General features: G+C 40.2%; 16 protein-coding genes, 1 tRNA gene and 1 pseudogene. 9 read left to right on the plus strand and 9 right to left on the minus strand.

Annotation, left to right across the window (positions count from 1 at the left end; all coding sequences use genetic code 11):
- Positions 1 to 5: 5 nt before the first annotated feature.
- Positions 6 to 449 carry a PTS sugar transporter subunit IIA gene (locus D3222_RS00130; RefSeq protein ID WP_118984290.1) on the minus strand — a complete coding sequence of 148 codons (444 nt, stop codon included), beginning with the start codon at positions 447 to 449 and terminating at the stop codon, positions 6 to 8.
- 249 nt (positions 450 to 698) lie between these two features.
- Between D3222_RS00130 and D3222_RS00135 the strand changes: the two genes are divergently transcribed.
- Positions 699 to 1,739: a LacI family DNA-binding transcriptional regulator gene (locus D3222_RS00135; protein ID WP_118984291.1), complete on the plus strand. Its 1,041-nt coding sequence runs from the start codon at positions 699 to 701 to the stop codon at positions 1,737 to 1,739.
- A gap of 80 nt (positions 1,740 to 1,819) precedes the next feature.
- Here the strand turns inward: D3222_RS00135 and D3222_RS00140 are convergent, their stop codons facing one another.
- The 5 genes from D3222_RS00140 to D3222_RS00160 all read right to left on the minus strand — a co-directional run bounded on the left by D3222_RS00140 (position 1,820) and on the right by D3222_RS00160 (position 5,015).
- Complete coding sequence (locus tag D3222_RS00140) at positions 1,820 to 2,275, minus strand: Rrf2 family transcriptional regulator (protein WP_118984292.1); 456 nt, start codon at positions 2,273 to 2,275, stop codon at positions 1,820 to 1,822.
- A 205-nt stretch (positions 2,276 to 2,480) separates the two neighbouring features.
- Positions 2,481 to 2,882, minus strand: a complete 402-nt coding sequence (locus D3222_RS00145) for a nuclear transport factor 2 family protein (protein WP_118984293.1) — start codon at positions 2,880 to 2,882, stop codon at positions 2,481 to 2,483.
- 181 nt (positions 2,883 to 3,063) lie between these two features.
- Positions 3,064 to 4,119: an alkene reductase gene (locus tag D3222_RS00150; RefSeq protein WP_118984501.1), complete on the minus strand. Its 1,056-nt coding sequence runs from the start codon at positions 4,117 to 4,119 to the stop codon at positions 3,064 to 3,066.
- 361 nt (positions 4,120 to 4,480) lie between these two features.
- Positions 4,481 to 4,810 carry a type II toxin-antitoxin system RelE/ParE family toxin gene (locus tag D3222_RS00155; protein ID WP_118984294.1) on the minus strand — a complete coding sequence of 110 codons (330 nt, stop codon included), beginning with the start codon at positions 4,808 to 4,810 and terminating at the stop codon, positions 4,481 to 4,483.
- On the minus strand, positions 4,779 to 5,015 hold the full coding sequence (locus D3222_RS00160; RefSeq protein WP_118984295.1) for a TA system antitoxin ParD family protein: 237 nt from the start codon (positions 5,013 to 5,015) through the stop codon (positions 4,779 to 4,781). The genes D3222_RS00155 and D3222_RS00160 overlap by 32 nt, the downstream gene beginning before the upstream one ends.
- Before the next feature lie 285 nt (positions 5,016 to 5,300).
- Here D3222_RS00160 and D3222_RS00165 point away from each other — a divergent pair, with 285 nt between their 5' ends.
- Positions 5,301 to 7,022, plus strand: coding sequence for a phospholipase (locus tag D3222_RS00165; protein WP_118984296.1), 1,722 nt, complete (start codon positions 5,301 to 5,303; stop codon positions 7,020 to 7,022).
- Positions 7,023 to 7,389: 367 nt separating this feature from the next.
- Here the strand turns inward: D3222_RS00165 and D3222_RS00175 are convergent, their stop codons facing one another.
- Both D3222_RS00175 and dsdX read right to left on the minus strand, forming a co-directional pair.
- A complete protein-coding gene (locus D3222_RS00175; RefSeq protein WP_118984503.1) occupies positions 7,390 to 8,721 on the minus strand; it encodes a D-serine ammonia-lyase in 1,332 nt (443 codons plus the stop codon).
- 431 nt (positions 8,722 to 9,152) lie between these two features.
- A complete protein-coding gene (gene dsdX / locus D3222_RS00180) occupies positions 9,153 to 10,490 on the minus strand; it encodes a D-serine transporter DsdX (RefSeq protein ID WP_118984297.1) in 1,338 nt (445 codons plus the stop codon).
- A 241-nt stretch (positions 10,491 to 10,731) separates the two neighbouring features.
- On the opposite strand from dsdX, the gene dsdC reads away from it, so the two are divergent.
- The 4 genes and pseudogenes from dsdC to D3222_RS26570 all read left to right on the plus strand — a co-directional run.
- On the plus strand, positions 10,732 to 11,670 hold the full coding sequence (gene dsdC / locus D3222_RS00185; protein ID WP_118984298.1) for a DNA-binding transcriptional regulator DsdC: 939 nt from the start codon (positions 10,732 to 10,734) through the stop codon (positions 11,668 to 11,670).
- 512 nt (positions 11,671 to 12,182) lie between these two features.
- Positions 12,183 to 12,755 carry an Ail/Lom family outer membrane beta-barrel protein gene (locus tag D3222_RS00190; protein ID WP_118984299.1) on the plus strand — a complete coding sequence of 191 codons (573 nt, stop codon included), beginning with the start codon at positions 12,183 to 12,185 and terminating at the stop codon, positions 12,753 to 12,755.
- A 387-nt stretch (positions 12,756 to 13,142) separates the two neighbouring features.
- Positions 13,143 to 14,033, plus strand: coding sequence for a gp53-like domain-containing protein (locus D3222_RS00195; RefSeq protein ID WP_118984300.1), 891 nt, complete (start codon positions 13,143 to 13,145; stop codon positions 14,031 to 14,033).
- Between the two features lie 28 nt (positions 14,034 to 14,061).
- A pseudogene (locus D3222_RS26570) lies at positions 14,062 to 14,136 on the plus strand (tail fiber assembly protein); the annotation flags it as partial.
- 70 nt (positions 14,137 to 14,206) lie between these two features.
- Here D3222_RS26570 and D3222_RS00205 read toward each other — a convergent pair.
- Positions 14,207 to 14,282: transfer RNA gene (locus D3222_RS00205), tRNA-Lys, on the minus strand.
- Between the two features lie 255 nt (positions 14,283 to 14,537).
- Here D3222_RS00205 and cycA point away from each other — a divergent pair.
- The 3 genes from cycA to D3222_RS00220 all read left to right on the plus strand — a co-directional run bounded on the left by cycA (position 14,538) and on the right by D3222_RS00220 (position 17,421).
- Complete coding sequence (gene cycA / locus D3222_RS00210) at positions 14,538 to 15,944, plus strand: D-serine/D-alanine/glycine transporter (protein ID WP_118984301.1); 1,407 nt, start codon at positions 14,538 to 14,540, stop codon at positions 15,942 to 15,944.
- Between the two features lie 232 nt (positions 15,945 to 16,176).
- Positions 16,177 to 17,205: an NAD(P)-dependent alcohol dehydrogenase gene (locus D3222_RS00215; protein WP_118984302.1), complete on the plus strand. Its 1,029-nt coding sequence runs from the start codon at positions 16,177 to 16,179 to the stop codon at positions 17,203 to 17,205.
- A 3-nt stretch (positions 17,206 to 17,208) separates the two neighbouring features.
- Positions 17,209 to 17,421, plus strand: a complete 213-nt coding sequence (locus D3222_RS00220) for a hypothetical protein (protein WP_118984303.1) — start codon at positions 17,209 to 17,211, stop codon at positions 17,419 to 17,421.
- The last annotated feature ends 6 nt before the right edge of the window (positions 17,422 to 17,427 follow it).

Below are 17,427 nucleotides of genomic sequence, written 5' to 3' on the forward strand. Positions count from 1 at the left end.
ACGATTTAATACTGGTTAATCACGGCAAGAATTTCTTCTTTACTTTTGGCACTCATCAGTAATGAAATATCTTGTTGATTATCAAATAGTTCGGCAAGTTGAGCGATCACTTCGATATGGCTGTTGCTATCAGTTGCTGCTAAGACAATCAACAAACTAACCGGATCATTTCCTTCCGACCCAAACTCCACTCCTTTGCTAATCACAGTTAACGCTAAAGCTAATTTGTTGACCCCTTCTTCCGGTCTGGCATGTGGCATAGCAATTCCCGGGCCGACAACATAATAGGGACCAATTACCTCATGTGAACGATAAATAGCATCAATATAACGAGAAGAAATGGCGCCATTTTCCACTAAAGGCTGACAAGCAATCGCGATCGCTTCGCGCCAATTTTTAACATTCGGTATCACTTGGATCACATCTTGAGTGAGTAACGTCTTTAGCATCAATCTCCCCTAATTAAAATCTCATTCCGCACTATCTACCTTCTGTCTTCTGCTAGTGATATTAGTCACAAATGATAGCGCTATCCATGATCGTAACTCATAATTGTGATAGCGCTATCATTTGTTATTTGATTAATTCACCAGAAAGCGAAAGTACATCATGGTTTTTTCCCACGACTTGCCTGAGATCAGGTAGAATCCCATCGTCAAATTCATAGCCGTTAATTAAAAAAATAGAAAAATATTTTGATGAAAAAGATACGAAAACGCCGTAATACAGGGCGAGTAACATTACAAGATGTTGCTAAGTATGCCGGTGTCGGTTCAATGACAGTTTCACGCGCATTGAGAACACCAGAAATGGTATCGGATAAATTACGAGAAAAAATTGAACAAGCTATACAAGAATTGGGATATATCCCAAATGGTGCTGCCGGCGCACTTGCTTCGGGCCAAAGTAATATTATCGCGGTGCTTGTGCCTTCATTGACAGATAAAGCCAGCGCTACATTTATACAGTCACTGCAACAAGTGCTGAATAAACATGCCTTTCAAGTTTTGCTTGGATGTCATGAATATGACCATCATAAAGAAGCCGAAATTATCATGACATTACTGCAAAGCAATGCAGCAGCATTGGTGATTTTCGGTTCGCAATTGGCGGATAAAACCTACAGTAACATTTCTCATATCAATATTCCCATTATTAATGTTGCGGGCTCTCATCAACAGCAGACGACTATTAATATAGAAACCGATTTTTCCGCGGCTGCCTATACGTTGACTGAACATATGTTGAATAATGGCCGCAAGCATATCGGTTATATTGGCGCCCAAATGGACAGCCGTTTACGCAATCAGCAAATTAATGGCTGGCATAAAGCCATGCTGCATCACTATCAGAATGCTGACCAAAGTATCACTACCTCGGATACTGCTAGCATGCAATTTGGTCGCCAGGCAATGACTGAGATGTTATTACGTCAACCTGAACTGGAAGGTGTGATTTGCAGTCATGAAGTCATTGCCCTAGGTGTCATGTTTGAATGCCAGCGGCGTCTGCTTAAGATACCCACTGATTTGGCTGTTGCTTGTCTGGAAGGCTCAGATAACTGTGACCACACACAGCCAACACTGACATCAATTCGCATTGATTATCCCCAAATAGGCAGGGACACCGGAAAATTGCTGATAAAACTGCTCGATCAACAAGGTGAAGATGAAACAAAATATCAAAACAACCAATATCACCTGTTTTCATATAAGTTCGAGCCTAGACAAAGTGCTTAACAAAATAAAAACGCCCTGACGAGACATCAATTGTGATTAAAGCCTATAGCCAGCCGTGGTAACTATTTTACCTGCTTTACCTACTGGCTTAGACCATGTGGCGTAAAAGAAAAACCCGCATAATCTTCAACCCTATTTACTATGTCAGCCACTGTCGTTTCAGCCAAGGCGGCTTCCAGCACACCGGTAACACGCGAGAATTCATCTTCTAATACTGGGGTGATATTGTGCCCAATATAACACTTGGGATTAGGTTTAGAGCGGTGCAATGTAAAATACAAAGGGTCTTCAACTGCGCGATAAATATCTAATAATGAGATTTGCTTCGACGACCGGGCGAGTAATGCTCCCCCTCCCTGCCCCATTTGCGAATACGTCAGGCCAGCTTCCGCAAGGGCGCCTAAGAGCCGACGAACAACAGCCGGGTTAGTATTCACACTTTTTGCGATATCTTCAGAACGCACGGCTTGTCCGTGGTGAAGCGCGATATCGGTGAGAATATGAATAGCGACAGCAAAACGGGTAGATGTTGGCACTGGAGGATCCTATATACCTTAAGGATGTTATGAAAGAATAGCAGAGTATGAATAAAAAGACCGTGTAGTATGTCACTAATTTCGTCACATAACAATGAATGAAATTCAGAATGTTAACTTGTCTGATTAACATTCCTACTCCTCCCGTTTTGCCACCGTATGCTATTATTTGGCTCAGTTAAGGTTACAAGCATGATAACTAATGCTACCGAATAGAATAATCTGCATAAGCACGCTCAATCTGAAGCGTATCGGCAGTTTGTTGTAATTTAACTAACCGCCCATCCCGCACTGTCCATATATGAACGAAACGAGAAATAAATCGTTTACCACGCTTCACCCGTCCTAAATAATTACCCAAAACAATGACATGATCATCTGACTCAAAATATTCAGAACTGTCTACAACAAACTCATCAATATCATTTAAAAATGGCACAAAGAAATTATTTAATACATCTTCAATTCCTTCATAAATCCCACCATACCGAGATCCTTCGGTAACATCCCAAATAATATCATTCGCCATAATCTGGCGAAGAACATCAACATCCCCCATAGCGTCGTAAAAACGACGAACAATAGATACATTTAATGAATCTGACATTATCATTCTCCTTCAAATTATCCTGCAATGAAATATGACCGGCTCTTATAAAATGAGCCGGCCGGATATCTTGAGACGTTCAACAAAAAAGCGCCACTGGAGCTTTAAATTAACATCCCCGGAAAATAACTCGAATATCTTTCATGTTAGGCTATCCATTACGGGTAAGATATCCCCTTACCTAGGTAAGCGCTGGATAATCAGTATAGCCTATGGCACCAGGAACCATAAAAGTTTCCGGTTGTTGTTCATTAAATGGTGCTTCAACTAAAAACCGGTGAGGTAAATCTGGATTAGAGATAAACAATTGACCAAAAGCCACTGCATCAGCCCAGTCGTCAGCAAGAACTTGCTCGGCACTCGCTTTAGTAAGTTCCTCGTTAGCAATATAGGTTGACCCAAAAGCCTCTTTTATCACCTTACTTAAGTCACCATCAACGATGGCATCACGCGAGAAAATAAAAGCAATACCACGTTTACCCAGTTCACCTGCTACATATCCGAATGTCACCACCGGATTAGAATCCGCCATAGAGTAATGTCCACCACGTGGCGCCAAATGCATACCGACGCGCGATGCCCCCCAAACTGAAATACAAGCGTCTGTCACCTCCAGCAGCAACCGAGCCCGATTTTCTACCGAACCCCCGTACTGATCTGTGCGCAGATTAGCACTATCTTGCAAGAATTGATCGAGCAAATATCCATTGGCGCCATGTATTTCTACTCCGTCAAATCCTGCCGCTTTCGCATTTTCCGCTCCACGTCTGAATGCTTCGACAATGCCAGGAATTTCCTCAGACTCAAGTGCCCGAGGAACCACGAAAGGACGTTTTGGTCGTAATAAGCTGACATGACCATCGGCCGCAATTGCACTTGGCGCCACAGGCCGTTCTCCATTAAGGAAAGCAGGGTCCGATATCCGCCCCACATGCCAAAGCTGTATAAAAATACGCCCTCCGGCAGCATGCACAGCATCCGTAACCAACCGCCAACCAGCAACTTGTTCATCCGACCAAATACCCGGCGTATTCTCGTAGCCAACTCCCTGTGGGGTTACTGAAGTCGCTTCACTGATAATCAAACCGGCAGAAGCCCGCTGAACATAGTACTCCGCCATCAGCGTATTAGGGACACGCCCTTCTCCTACTGCACGGCTACGTGTCAGAGGAGCCATAATGATGCGATTTGGCAAGTCGAGATCACCAATGCGAATTGGGTCAAAAAGTGTAGGCATATTTTTTCTCTCATTTAGATTAATAAATGCACTTCGTTGCAAATCATCAATAGGTACATCACCAGATAACAACACCCGTCAGGGAATGTAGGCTACTTTTCTCACTCTCGAACCTGTAATAACAGGCGATTCGTTTCTATGAATTAATGTAACTTACACAGTTACATTAAACAAGAGGGATCTGATACCAGATGTCAGGATATCCGCAAGATTAATGCCATGACACAACAATGACTTTGTTTAAGAATGGGATAGGCCGCTTGTAGTCTTTGATTTAAGTGAATAAGGATTCGTTGAATGAGTGGTATAAAAAAGGCTACGCAATACGCAGCCTTGAAACGCGCTTTAATGGATAGAGTCCCTATCCAATGAGTTTTAAATCCGCTTTTCCGTGTCGCTTTTGTTCCTGATAAAAATTTTCATGTGAGCCAAAGTTCAGCAGGTATAACTCTAATTTCCCTTCAACCCAACAATAACCAAGCAATGTTAACTGGTTATTTAACTGAAATTTATGAACACGAAGGAAACTTAAATCACCTTTCTTCTGCTCACCGATTTTAGGGTTATCAATTATTCTATCAATCTCATCTTCTACTATCGTAAGCAGATCCTCAGATAACTTAGATAATGCTTTAGAGAAACGTCTTGTTTCATAAACATCAATCTTTGGATCTTTTTGTCCTTCTGACATAACGCGACACCTTACCGCTATTGACTTCGCTTTTTGCCAGTAAAGAATCAAGGATAAAAGAGTACGACAAATCAGGGTTATCCTCCGCAATACGGCCAATCTTAGCCCAATGCTCGATTTGCTTAGGTACACTTCTGCTTGAAGCTTCTGCATGAATTTTTACATCATTCACGAAATCATCATCCAAACGTATACTGATAGCCATAGTTTAGTTTGCCCTCTGGGATTTTGTACTACATGCGATATAAAACGCATCTGTATAGAATGCAACATTTTGTCGCATTTTGCAATTTAAAAAACCAAACAATACTCAGCCTTGAAACATCCTTTAATGGATAGATGCAATAACCTACGTTTGAAAATACGTAAGCCCAGTTTTATCTTTTTTAACCTCCCCTCCTCAAAAATTGGTTATGATTATAAATAGCTTGCCTGATGCTGGAGGCTGTTGGTTGATATGTAAAAAAATTTTTACTCGGAGGATGCATATATGAGTTTATTGGATGGTTTACAAGAAAAACTGGACGGTTACTTTAATAAAACAAGTGAAATCAACTATGTAAAAATATTTGATACTCCCAAAGTATGGGGGCTTCCTTTTGGAAAAGAGATAATGCCACAAGCTGTTAAAAGAGCAGCGGAATTTGAAGATGCTATTGTAAGCATTCTGGAAAACATGCGTTATCGCTGTGATATTTCCTCCTTGAATGCCCCGGATGCAGAGTGGAGAAAAGTTATCCTATCAGCTATTGATCGCGCATTTACAAAGAAAATAAACAGGAAGGACAGAACTCAGATAAGGTTCTTATTCGCTCAGACACCGACATCTTTGTTAAACGGTGTGAATTCATACTTTGAAGGTACCCCTGAATATCTGGCATTGAAGAATGATATTATTAAATTAATTCAAGAAAGGAGAGATAATTGGGAGTGTATACCTGAAATATGGATTGGTCGATTTTACAGGATAGTAGACGGACTTAAAATATCATTAGAGAAGAAACTGCTGCCAGAAGAAATGATTCCAGAAGCCGATACCAGAATGACATGGAATCATACAAAAATTATCGCAGTTGATGGAATTGAGTCATTTGTCGGGGGCCATAATTTAAATATGGATCTTTTTAAACATTACCCTCCCGTTCATGATGTCTCTGTTAAAGTTATAGGAACGGCATCATTAAGCTCACAATTATTTTTAAATAACATGTGGGAGGCGAATACAGACCTCTTAACTAAAGAATTCTTTGATATAGATGAAAATAGATGGGTAAATGTAAATGGTATTGTGGGAAAGCCGGAAGATCCATTAAAAAAAGAGCACATTACTGAATATATAGACAGAAAAAAACAAGAATGCCTAAAAAATCCACCTAAGGACCCAGAATATAAGAAAGCAAGCAGGATATTATCCGTAGGTAAATATTGGGCTGGTCCTGATATGCGAACAGATTATAAAAAAGGCTCTGAAATAATGAAAGAGTTTATAATAAAGAATGCAAAGAAAAAAATTCGCATGTCCCAACAGGATCTCGTCAGTGCATGGAAAAAACAATGGCGAGATCATCATGTATGCCGATGGTTAATCGAAGCATTACTTGCCAACCCCGAGCTGGAAGTTCAAATTGTTGTATCACCACTTGATGCAGCCGCAGGTGCTTCTGGTGATCAATATTCTTTTGGTTCTGGAGCCAGAAGAACGTTTGAATTATTTAAATACTATTTGACACATGATGAGCATACCAATGAGAAGCTGAGAGATCCGGATGGAATTAGGCAAGCCGCACTGAAAAGAATAGAGGTTGCCCCTTTTTTCTTTACAGACAAAGTACCTGAAGATCTTTTGATTGAAGGTGCTACATACAAATGGCCAACCCCGGATGAAAATTCTTATACTGCTACACTAAAAGAACCGTCTCTTTTTGAAAGACCTCCACAGGAAGGTGCTATAGGACGCCCATTCCGATCCTTAATTAAAGCAAGTGGTCCGGTATATCCCAAAGTCCCCCCTGCTCCTGGCAATCATGCAAAAGTAACAATCATTGATGATGAACTATACGTGGTTGGTTCTGATAATCTCTATCCGGGATATCTTTCAGAATTCAACTATCTTATTGAGGGAGAGGACGCGGTGAAAGCTTTCATAGAATCCTACTGGGAACCGTTGTGGAAATACTCAGGAACACACGCATTTAATGACAAAAATGTTTGATGTAAGTAACAAATGTATTGATATATACCCGCCAAATGCTGGCGGGTATATACCCTTCATCTTTCAAGCTGCTGCTTTGTTGGCTACTTTCACTCACCCCAGTCACATCGTTATCTATGCTCCTGGGGATTCGTTCACTTGCCGCCGCGCTGCAACTCGAAATCTATTAGGTATACAACTTGAAAAACATTAAGGAGATGACTTTTCAGAGTAGGAAACCAAATCAACGCATTTTTCAGTAATAGCCTGGAAGCCAGCGGGACATTGAACCTGAGAAACCAGATACTGGCAACCCGATTGTCCCTGTGAAAAACACCATTTTTATTTTCAAATAATCTGGGTTTGAAGCCCGTTAAATTATTTACAATTAAATTTTCGCTGTAGCCAGATATTTTGTCATTTCATCAGCGGGCACCATGCCGCCGCCGGTTGCCCAAACCAAATGCGTAGCCTGTTTCATCTTCTCTGCTGAAAGGTTCTTATTATTCAGATAATCGAGGTTTCCACTCACACGAGCAGGACCCGCCATCCCAACTAACGCCGAAGGCTCTAACCGGATACCTTCATCACGATCCAGTAAGCCCAATAGATTATACATTTCCTGATCTTGGACAGTATAAAATCCATCCAGCAAGCGTTCCATCGCACGCCCAACAAAGCCGGAAGCCCTGCCTACCGCAAGACCATCAGCAGCAGTGATATTGTCGATCCCGATGTCTTGTACACAAATATTGTCATGCAAACCGGTATATACTCCCAACAACATACTAGGAGAATGGGTCGGTTCAGCAAAAATGCAGTGCACATGATCGCCAAAAGCCAGTTTCAATCCAAATGCAACACCACCGGGACCACCACCAACGCCACACGGCAAATAAACAAATAATGGGTGATCTTCATCAACCACAATATTCATCTGCTCAAACTGCGCCTTTACCCGTCCACCTGCAACAGAATATCCCAGAAACAATGTTTGGGAGTTTTCGTCGTCAATAAAGAAACAGTTAGGATCAGATTCGGCTTCTTTACGCCCTCTGGCTACGGCTACCCCGTAATCCAGTTCATGTTCCACGACATTGACCCCATGTGAACGTAGTTTTTGCTTCTTCCATTCACGAGCATCGGCAGACATATGCACACTGACATTAAAGCCCAGTCTTGCACTGACAATACCAATGGACAGCCCCAAATTGCCGGTAGAACCTACAGCAATACTGTATTGATTAAAGAACTGCCTGAACTCTTCCGAAAACAATTTGCTATAATCATCGTTTTCAGAAAGCCAACCTGCCTGTAATGCCAATTTTTCCGCGTGAGTTAACACCTCATAAATTCCACCTCGTGCTTTAATCGAACCGGAAATTGGCAAGTGGCTGTCTTTTTTAAGCAAAATTCTCCCTGTGATATCCACACCATAATGTTGTTCCAGTGTTTTCCGCATCGCAGGAATAGCCACTATTTCCGATTCAATGATGCCATGCATGGCGGCTGTTTCCGGGAAAGCTTGACATAAATAAGGCGCAAAACGATCCAGGCGTGCTTCAGCATCCCCAACATCATCAGCGACCAAACCGACAAAAGACAACCCCTCTTTCAAGGTGGTATTACAAGGGTTAAACCAGAAGATTTCCTCTAATTCCATTAAATTTTTTACTAACGGATATTCATTTAGTAATTGTTGAATTTCAGTACTTTTCATGTTTGTGTTAACCCAATATGAGTGTTTCCCTGGTATATACCCTTCATCTTTCAAGCTGCTGCTTTGCTGGCTACTTTCACTCACCCCAGTCACATCGTTATCTATGCTCCTGGGGATTCGTTCACTTGCCGCCTCGCTGCAACTCGAAATCTATTAGGTATATAAAAACAACTGTTGCTTTTTTGATTATTAGAATTTTATTATATTCAATATGTTATGTTTACTACAACTTCTTACCAATATCAGCACATCATATTTTATTTATTTTTATCTTCCCCTTATTTCGATTACTACGTTAATGTTTATTTTTTTATTATTTTAGCTATAAAAGCTGCCTATTTTATAGGCTTCCCTGGTATTGACACTTCGCACTTCTTATTCTTATTTTTCAAGCTGAGTTGTTGCTTCTTTCCATTACACAATGGTAGCCATCATACAATGGTAGAAAGAAGAAACGTCCCAATCAACGCAACCACGGACGCAATAAATGTTGCGGTTGTGTAGTACTTAAAAGTTTCACTGAGCGTTGCCCCGCAATATTGCTTAACCAACCAAAACAGTGAATCAGTCACAATAGTACAGCCGATAGCACCAGAACCAATAGCCAATGTAATGATTTCAGGGCTAATATCTGGATATAACGGCAACATAGGCGAAACAATCGCTGTTGCCCCCATCATTGCGACTGTTGCTGAACCAACCGCCGCATGCAAAATAATGGCAACCAACCAAGACAAAAGAATTGGATGCATATCCAAACTCGACAAAACAACGGCCAACGACTCACTAAGGCCACTGACTTTTAAAATACTATTAAATGCTCCGCCCGCGCCGATAATTAATAAAATATTGGCGATAGAAGAGAAACAATCTTCTGTTTTCGTCAACAACGTACTCATTTCCATATTTTGCTTGATGCCCAAGGTGTAATAGGCAACAAACGCGGCAATGAACATAGCTGTAATAGGATTACCAATAAATTCCAGCGCCGTATAAAACATGGTGCCTTTTTCCATATTTAATTCAGCAGCCGTTTTAACCAACATTAACCCAATTGGCAATAACACTGTAAACAATGTCACGCCTAAAGAGGGTAAATCCTCTTCTTTACGAACGGCAATTTCAGAAAATTCAGCCGGAACCGATTTAAAAGGCAGACGGCTACCGAGAAGTTTCTGAAATAATGGCCCCCCCACCAAAGCTGCAAACAGGCCAACTATCAGCCCATAAACAATCACCGAGCCAATATCCGCACCCAGTTTATTCGTCACAAATAATGCAGCCGGGTGTGGAGGAACAATACAGTGAACCGCCATCAATGCTGTACATAATGGAATCGCTAATTTCAGCAGTGACGTATTGGTTTTCCTGGCAATAGAAAACGCCAGTGGAATTAACAATACCACCCCGACTTCGACAAACAGCGTAATACCACAAACCAGACCAATCAGTACCATAATGATATCAGGTGACAACCATCGGCATTTTTGCAATGTGATACCAATACGCTCTGCCGCGCCGGATATCTCCATCATCTTACCAAGAATAGTCCCCAAACCAATCACTGCGGCCAAAAAACCTAACGTATCCCCGATTCCCCCTTGAATGGCGTTCACCATTTCAACAGGGTCCATTCCCATTAAGGCACCAACATAAAAACTGGCTAATAATAGTGCAAGAAAAGGGTGAATTTTTAATTTAATTATCGTAAATACAATTAACACAATACTTGTAAGTAACGTACCAATCACCCAAGGTTGTGAATCCACTTAATCATTCCCCGCGGTTAGCCTCTGTTCATCACACGAATTTTCATTATTGAATATGAATATTCAATTTTTGACAAATGATTAATACATAGTCATGCATGAATCAGATTGAGCCAATTCAGTGATACCGATCAAAATTTTCACTTTATTTGCGATTTAAATCACTAAAACTATCTGAAACATACCGCCTTAATGATACGGTTATATTATCCGTCGTCGATGAACTAGAAACACTATAAATATGTACACAGATGATAATTTCATGGTTGTAAATAAGTTACTCAATGGAAGCCAGTTATCAAAGCTGCATACATTTGAGATAGCCGCTCGCCACTGCTCTTTTGTTCTGGCTGCTGACGAATTAGCTATCACTGCCAGTGCGGTCAGCCATCGAATCAGTTCTCTGGAACAAGAGTTAGGATTCAAACTTTTCCAACGTTTTCACAGAAAAATTGAATTAACTTGTGAAGGAAAGCGTTTATTTTGGACAATTAAATCGACGCTGGAACACCTCAATCAGGAAATTCTGGAAATAAAAAGTCAGGAGTTATCGGGTAACCTGACGATTTACTCCCGTCCGACTTTTACTCAATGCTGGCTAGTGCCTAAATTGGCTGATTTTAATCAGCGATATCCATCCATTAACCTGAACATCTTAGTCGGTAATGAAAATGTGAATTTCCGCGGTTATGGTATCGATCTTGCGATCTATTTTGATGATATTATATCCAACGAATTATCACATCAATATCTGATGAGTGAGTATATTACCCCGGTCTGTAGCCCGCAGTATGCCGAAAAACATAATCTAATGGGAAATATTGATAATCTACGATACTGCACGCTATTACATGATAAACAAGCATGGAGCTACGATTCTGATACCAAAGAGTGGAATACTTGGGCAGAACACTTTGGCATTACACTGGATCCATCACAAAAGTGTATCGTCTTTGATCGCTCCGATTTAGCTGCCGTTGCCGCAATACACCACGCAGGGGTTGCAATGGGAAGAAAAAATATGATTTGGGAAAAAATTGAAAATAATGAATTAGTCGCCCCTTTTCCCAACACTGAAGTATTATGTAAACAATATTACTATACCTGTACCCTGCCTCAACAACAGAATGAGAAAGTCAATGCCTTTATCCAATGGCTAAAATCAACTATAGACGAATAAAAATATAGCCAACCATTAAAGCCTGCTCTGTTTTAAGTAGCGATGGTAAGTTTTAAGTGGCGATAGTGAGTCGCCACAGAATTTAACAACGGATTCTACCCTACTTTCAATTCCATCATTTATTGGCTCTAGGAAAATATTGCCTACCACCGTCAAATACCGTTTTACCTTTAATGCATGATGATTTTAATACTAGATTTTTCCTTATCACTATTTCTATCCTTAAAAAATCAGTGATAATGTAATTATTTGAAAATAACATCTAAACTTAATCAAAAAATATATACTAATGGTGTAAGTTATGATATTCATCGCAACTGCTGATAAGCAAATCGTTTAAATGAGTTATATACCTAATAGATTTCGAGTTGCAGCGCGGCGGCAAGTGAACGAATCCCCAGGAGCATAGATAACGATGTGACTGGGGTGAGTGAAAGTAGCCAACAAAGCAGCAGCTTGAAAGATGAAGGGTATAAAGTCATTTATTTTAGAAGTATATAGAGTGTAATGAAATGCAAAAATTGTTATTAAGCTGTGGAGTTATCTTTTCTGTATCTGCGATAACTTTACCTGCTCAAGCAGAACAACATACAGCTTCAATCGGATACGCCTATGTGAAACCACAAGATGCGAGTGCGCTAAATGGCGCAATATTGAGTTATCGATACGAATTGGATGACCAATGGGGGCTATTATCATCATTTACCTTTGCTAAAGGAGATGATAAAGAGACGACAAAAGATTATCACTCAAAAAGTGATGTTAAGTACTATTCCCTAATGGCGGGCCCAACCTATAGGATTAATAACTATATTAGCTTATATGGTCAACTGGGATTATCCAGGATTAATGCAGAATCTTCCACCCACTATAAACCTTCTCCACACTATAGTGGCGGATATATTGAAAAGGAAGCAATAAGCAAAAGTACTTTAGGTTGGGGAGCGGGTTTTATTATCAATCCAACAACCAACACCTCAATTACCGCCGGTTATGAAGGTAGCCGTTTTAGTATTAAAGACGGAAACGAGAAAGATCACTTATCTACTAACGGTTTTAATATAACTGTCGGCTATCGTTTCTAATCTTAATCAATGAGCAATGTATCATCACCAAGGTTGAATATTTTATTTAATTGATAATCTTGGTGATTTTTCGAAATATTAAATCGCCATAACTATTTATAATAAATCCAGTAAGCATTATCAGAAAAAATCATAGAAAGAAATTAAAGGGATGAAAGAAAAATAATTTCCAAATGTTGAATATAAATAATTTAAACATATTTTCAGTTACAATATTTTTGTTTTTTATTTCTATCAACGATATAAAAACAGTTAATCTTCTGAGCTAATAAAAACATATCATTATTCTTTATCTGAATTAGACTATGGTTGATGTAAATGACAAGAAATTATCTGTACAATAATTTAATATATTGATTATAAATCAACATTATTTAAGGAATATATATGAAAAAAAAGAATGATTTTAAAGCTTTTTCTATTAGTAATGATGCAAATATAATTCATCAAGAAAAATATAGAGAAAGCCAGAGTTTACAGACTGGGTTTCCACTAAATACTATTTCCATTGATTTATTAAATAAAGTCCTTCGCCAATCATCAATTATATCATCGGTGATAGCTGATTTTATCGCGACACAATCTAATAATGATATTCTGGATGATGGCGATATAGCCAAACTCACTAAACAATTAAATAAAGCGTTAGAACGGAAAATCACAACCACAGTGCCAAACGCCTCATTAACCCACAAAGGCGTTGTTCAGCTTACAAATGTAATTGGTAATAGTGACACATTAGCTGTTACGCAAAAACTTACTCAGGATATAATAAATTTATTGAATGAAAATATTAATGGCAAAGTACCCAACACCCGGAAAGTCAATGGGAAGGTATTATCCAGTGACATCAGCTTAAATGCAGGGGATGTGGGAAGTTACGATAAAACTGAATCAGACAATAAATACCAACCACATGGTAATTATCAGCCAGCAGGACTGTCGTATACTAAAGATGAATCCAATGCTCGCTATGGCAGTAAAAACACGGCTTTAAAAGCTACAAATGGTTGGTGGAAATGTGGTGAAACTGGGATGATTCATCAATGGGGAATATCTCCTGATTCTCTTAACGAGTCAACTGGAGAATACTATTTTCCTATTGCATTTCCCTCAATTTGTGTCGTCGGAGTAGCAACACCTGATCATGATAACGACGAAGTAGGTTCTATTTCTGCATATTTTAAAATTATTAGCAATGAGAGATTTAAATTAACCCTTGATCAAAGCGATAATGATCAACCAGCTCGAGTTTTTTGGTTTGCTATTGGATGGTAAGGAATACATGACTTTGTAGGCTTGGAAAAAATACCGAGTTATTCTGAATCGGATTGGCACTTCGAAAGTACCAGAAATTGGTTGGTCAACGCTATCATTATAATCACCAAACAAGGTCGGGGATAGGATAGTCCCCGACCTTAACAATTTTATTTACAACTTATTCATTTGATTGGTGGGTTGTCGGGGGCTCGAACCCCGGGCCAATTGATTAAGAGTCAACTGCTCTGCCGACTGAGCTAACAACCCAATGTGAGTAATTATTCACCTATATAAAGCTATCGTCAATATATTATGACCATTTTTTTCTGAATGAATAATTCATATTCAATTCCAGCAGCACTGACAAGCTAAATTGTAGCCAATTTGTTTTTAAAGTGAGATCAGACTGTTATTGTGATAGTCATCTGTGTCACAATATTTTTTGCAAACACCGTCAATATAAGGCTACTTGAAGAGCCGTAACAATTTACCTAAGAAAATAAAAATATTGGACACTATTCTATGGCAGAAAATATACACACTTCGCTTTCCGCTAAAACTGGGGAAACACAACTACAACGCAATCTAAGTAACCGGCATATACAACTTATCGCGATCGGTGGTGCCATTGGCACGGGTCTGTTTATGGGATCAGGGAAAACAATCTCTCTCGCCGGACCCTCGATCATATTCGTTTATATGATTATCGGCTTCATGCTGTTCTTCGTAATGCGCGCAATGGGAGAACTACTGCTCTCGAACCTCAATTATAAATCATTCAGTGATTTCTCCGCCGATTTGCTCGGGCCCTGGGCAGGTTTTTTCGTCGGCTGGACTTACTGGTTCTGTTGGGTCATTACCGGTATCGCCGATGTAGTCGCAATCACTTCCTATATCGGCTATTGGCAACCAGATTTTCCACAATGGCTCACTTCCCTACTCTGCGTTTCACTACTGCTGTCCCTTAATCTGGCTACAGTGAAATTATTCGGGGAAATGGAATTCTGGTTCGCCATGATAAAAATCGTTGCCATTATCGCTTTAATCGTGACAGGTGCTGTTCTGATTGGCATGCATTTTCAATCTCCAGCCGGTCATACCGCTTCACTGGCAAATATATGGAATGATGGTGGATTCTTTCCCACAGGGTTAAGTGGCTTTTTTGCTGGATTTCAGATAGCTATATTTGCCTTTGTGGGCATTGAATTAGTAGGCACGGCGGCCGCGGAAACTAAAGATCCAATGAAATCGCTTCCCAGAGCCATTAATGCCATCCCGATTCGGATTATCACCTTCTACGTGCTGGCGCTGATAATTATTATGTCAGTCACACCGTGGCGTTCAATCATTGCGGACAAAAGCCCTTTTGTTGAACTGTTTGTTCTGATTGGTCTACCCGCCGCCGCCAGTATCGTGAACTTTGTGGTATTAACCTCTGCCGCCTCGTCAGCAAACAGCGGGGTTTTCTCCACCAGCCGCATGCTATTTGGGTTAGCAAAAGAAGGTGATGCACCACAGCAATTCAGTCGCCTTTCACGCCGTTCCGTGCCTGCATCGGGGTTAATCTTCACCTGTTTATGTTTATCCTGTGGCGTGGTGCTGATTTATTTAATTCCTGATGTTATGCATGTATTTACCCTGGTAACCACCGTTTCAGCCATTCTGTTTATGTTTATCTGGAGCATGATCCTATGTTCATATTTGGTTTACCGGAAACGTCGCCCGGCATTACATAAGGCTTCAACCTATAAAATGCCATTGGGTATTATCATGTCATGGGTCTGTCTGGCATTTTTTGCATTTGTTCTGATATTACTCACTTTACGGGATGATACCCGTCAAGCATTAATCATCACGCCTGTTTGGTTTCTGGTTTTAATTATCGGTTTTCAAATTGTAAAAAAACGTAGAACACGTTTGCACAGCTAACCTATTCAAATTTTTAATATTTATATGGCCTGTTGGAATAATACTCCACAGGTCTTTTTTATTGCTGCAAGCCACCAAACTACCACTACACTTACTCTACTGGTTAAGAAAATCTTTCTTACAAAATAGGGTCATCCACCTTATTACATCAATAATATTGATGAATTTAAATAACAGGCTGCCGTTATTGTAAACTTCACAGCCACTTTTTAAACTTATAGGAGAAAGTGATATGAAGGCATTAGTATTAGAAAAAGCAGGTCAGATTTCAATTCAAGATTGGGAAGCCCCCGAAATACTGGGTGAAAATGATGTTGAGATAAAAATTCACTCGGTGGGAATTTGCGGCAGCGATGTGCATTATTACCAATACGGGCGTATTGGGCCATTTGTTGTCGAAAAACCGATGATCCTTGGGCACGAAGCATCAGGTGTAATCACAGCAGTAGGTAAGAATGTGACTCACTTAAAAATCGGCGATCGTGTCTGTATGGAACCTGGAATTCCTAATCTGCAATCACCACAATCACGGGCAGGTATTTATAATTTAGATCCAGAAGTCCGTTTCTGGGCAACGCCCCCTATTGACGGTTGCTTACGTGAAAGAGTTATTCACCCGGCAGCATTTACGTTCAAATTACCTGATAATGTCAGTTTTGCCGAAGGTGCAATGGTTGAACCCTTAGCTATCGGTATGCAAGCAGCCACAAAAGCAGAAATTAAACCCGGAGATATCGCACTAGTTGTTGGCGCTGGCACGATCGGAGTTGTTACCGCACTTGCAGCATTAGCCGGTGGTTGTTCTGATGTTATTATTTGTGATGTGTTCGATGAAAAATTAGAAATCGCGAAACAGTATCCAGGTCTCCACCCGGTTAATAGCAAAGTACTCGCTGAGAAAGTTAACGCATTAACCGACGGTAATGGCGTCAATATTCTCTTTGAATGTAGTGGAGCAAAATCAGTCATTGCCACTATTTCAGAGCACATTGCACCGGGAGGAATCGCTGTTCTGGTCGGTATGCCCATCGATCCAACGCCACTTGATATTGTCTCGGCTCAAGCTAAAGAGATCACATTCAAAACTATTTTCCGCTATGCAAATATGTACCCTCGTACTATCCGTTTACTTAGCTCTGGCAAGCTCAAGGTAACCCCGTTATTATCCGCAACCTATAAATTTAAAGACAGCGTTAAAGCTTACGAACGAGCCGCGGAGGGTCGCCCGACAGATATCAAAATTATGTTGGAAATGGAGTAACACATGGCGCTCTATGCTGGTATCGATTGCGGTACACAAAGTACTAAGGTCATTATTGTCAATAGCCAAAAAACGCATATTTTGGGTGAAGGTATGACGATATTGATCGCCGATAATTCTCCTAGTGAACGACTCAAAGTCACTGGCATCCAAAAATCTTTAATGTGGAAGCGACTCCCGTGCAGCAGAGACAAAACCGGGAAAAATGATCAATAATTTTTC

It is taken from the genome of Photorhabdus sp. CRCIA-P01, from assembly GCF_003545805.1.
GTDB lineage: Bacteria > Pseudomonadota > Gammaproteobacteria > Enterobacterales > Enterobacteriaceae > Photorhabdus > Photorhabdus antumapuensis.

Excerpts from the sequence above, each read along its gene's own strand:
- D3222_RS00130 (WP_118984290.1), bottom strand. The coding sequence starts at position 449 with ATGCTAAAGACGTTACTCACTCAAGATGTGATCCAAGTGATACCGAAT.
- D3222_RS00135 (WP_118984291.1), top strand. The coding sequence starts at position 699 with ATGAAAAAGATACGAAAACGCCGTAATACAGGGCGAGTAACATTACAA.
- D3222_RS00145 (WP_118984293.1), bottom strand. The coding sequence starts at position 2,882 with ATGTCAGATTCATTAAATGTATCTATTGTTCGTCGTTTTTACGACGCT.
- D3222_RS00150 (WP_118984501.1), bottom strand. The coding sequence starts at position 4,119 with ATGCCTACACTTTTTGACCCAATTCGCATTGGTGATCTCGACTTGCCA.
- D3222_RS00155 (WP_118984294.1), bottom strand. The coding sequence starts at position 4,810 with ATGTCAGAAGGACAAAAAGATCCAAAGATTGATGTTTATGAAACAAGA.
- D3222_RS00160 (WP_118984295.1), bottom strand. The coding sequence starts at position 5,015 with ATGGCTATCAGTATACGTTTGGATGATGATTTCGTGAATGATGTAAAA.
- D3222_RS00165 (WP_118984296.1), top strand. The coding sequence starts at position 5,301 with ATGAGTTTATTGGATGGTTTACAAGAAAAACTGGACGGTTACTTTAAT.
- D3222_RS00175 (WP_118984503.1), bottom strand. The coding sequence starts at position 8,721 with ATGAAAAGTACTGAAATTCAACAATTACTAAATGAATATCCGTTAGTA.
- dsdC (WP_118984298.1), top strand. The coding sequence starts at position 10,732 with ATGTACACAGATGATAATTTCATGGTTGTAAATAAGTTACTCAATGGA.
- D3222_RS00190 (WP_118984299.1), top strand. The coding sequence starts at position 12,183 with ATGCAAAAATTGTTATTAAGCTGTGGAGTTATCTTTTCTGTATCTGCG.
- D3222_RS00195 (WP_118984300.1), top strand. The coding sequence starts at position 13,143 with ATGAAAAAAAAGAATGATTTTAAAGCTTTTTCTATTAGTAATGATGCA.
- cycA (WP_118984301.1), top strand. The coding sequence starts at position 14,538 with ATGGCAGAAAATATACACACTTCGCTTTCCGCTAAAACTGGGGAAACA.
- D3222_RS00215 (WP_118984302.1), top strand. The coding sequence starts at position 16,177 with ATGAAGGCATTAGTATTAGAAAAAGCAGGTCAGATTTCAATTCAAGAT.
- D3222_RS00220 (WP_118984303.1), top strand. The coding sequence starts at position 17,209 with ATGGCGCTCTATGCTGGTATCGATTGCGGTACACAAAGTACTAAGGTC.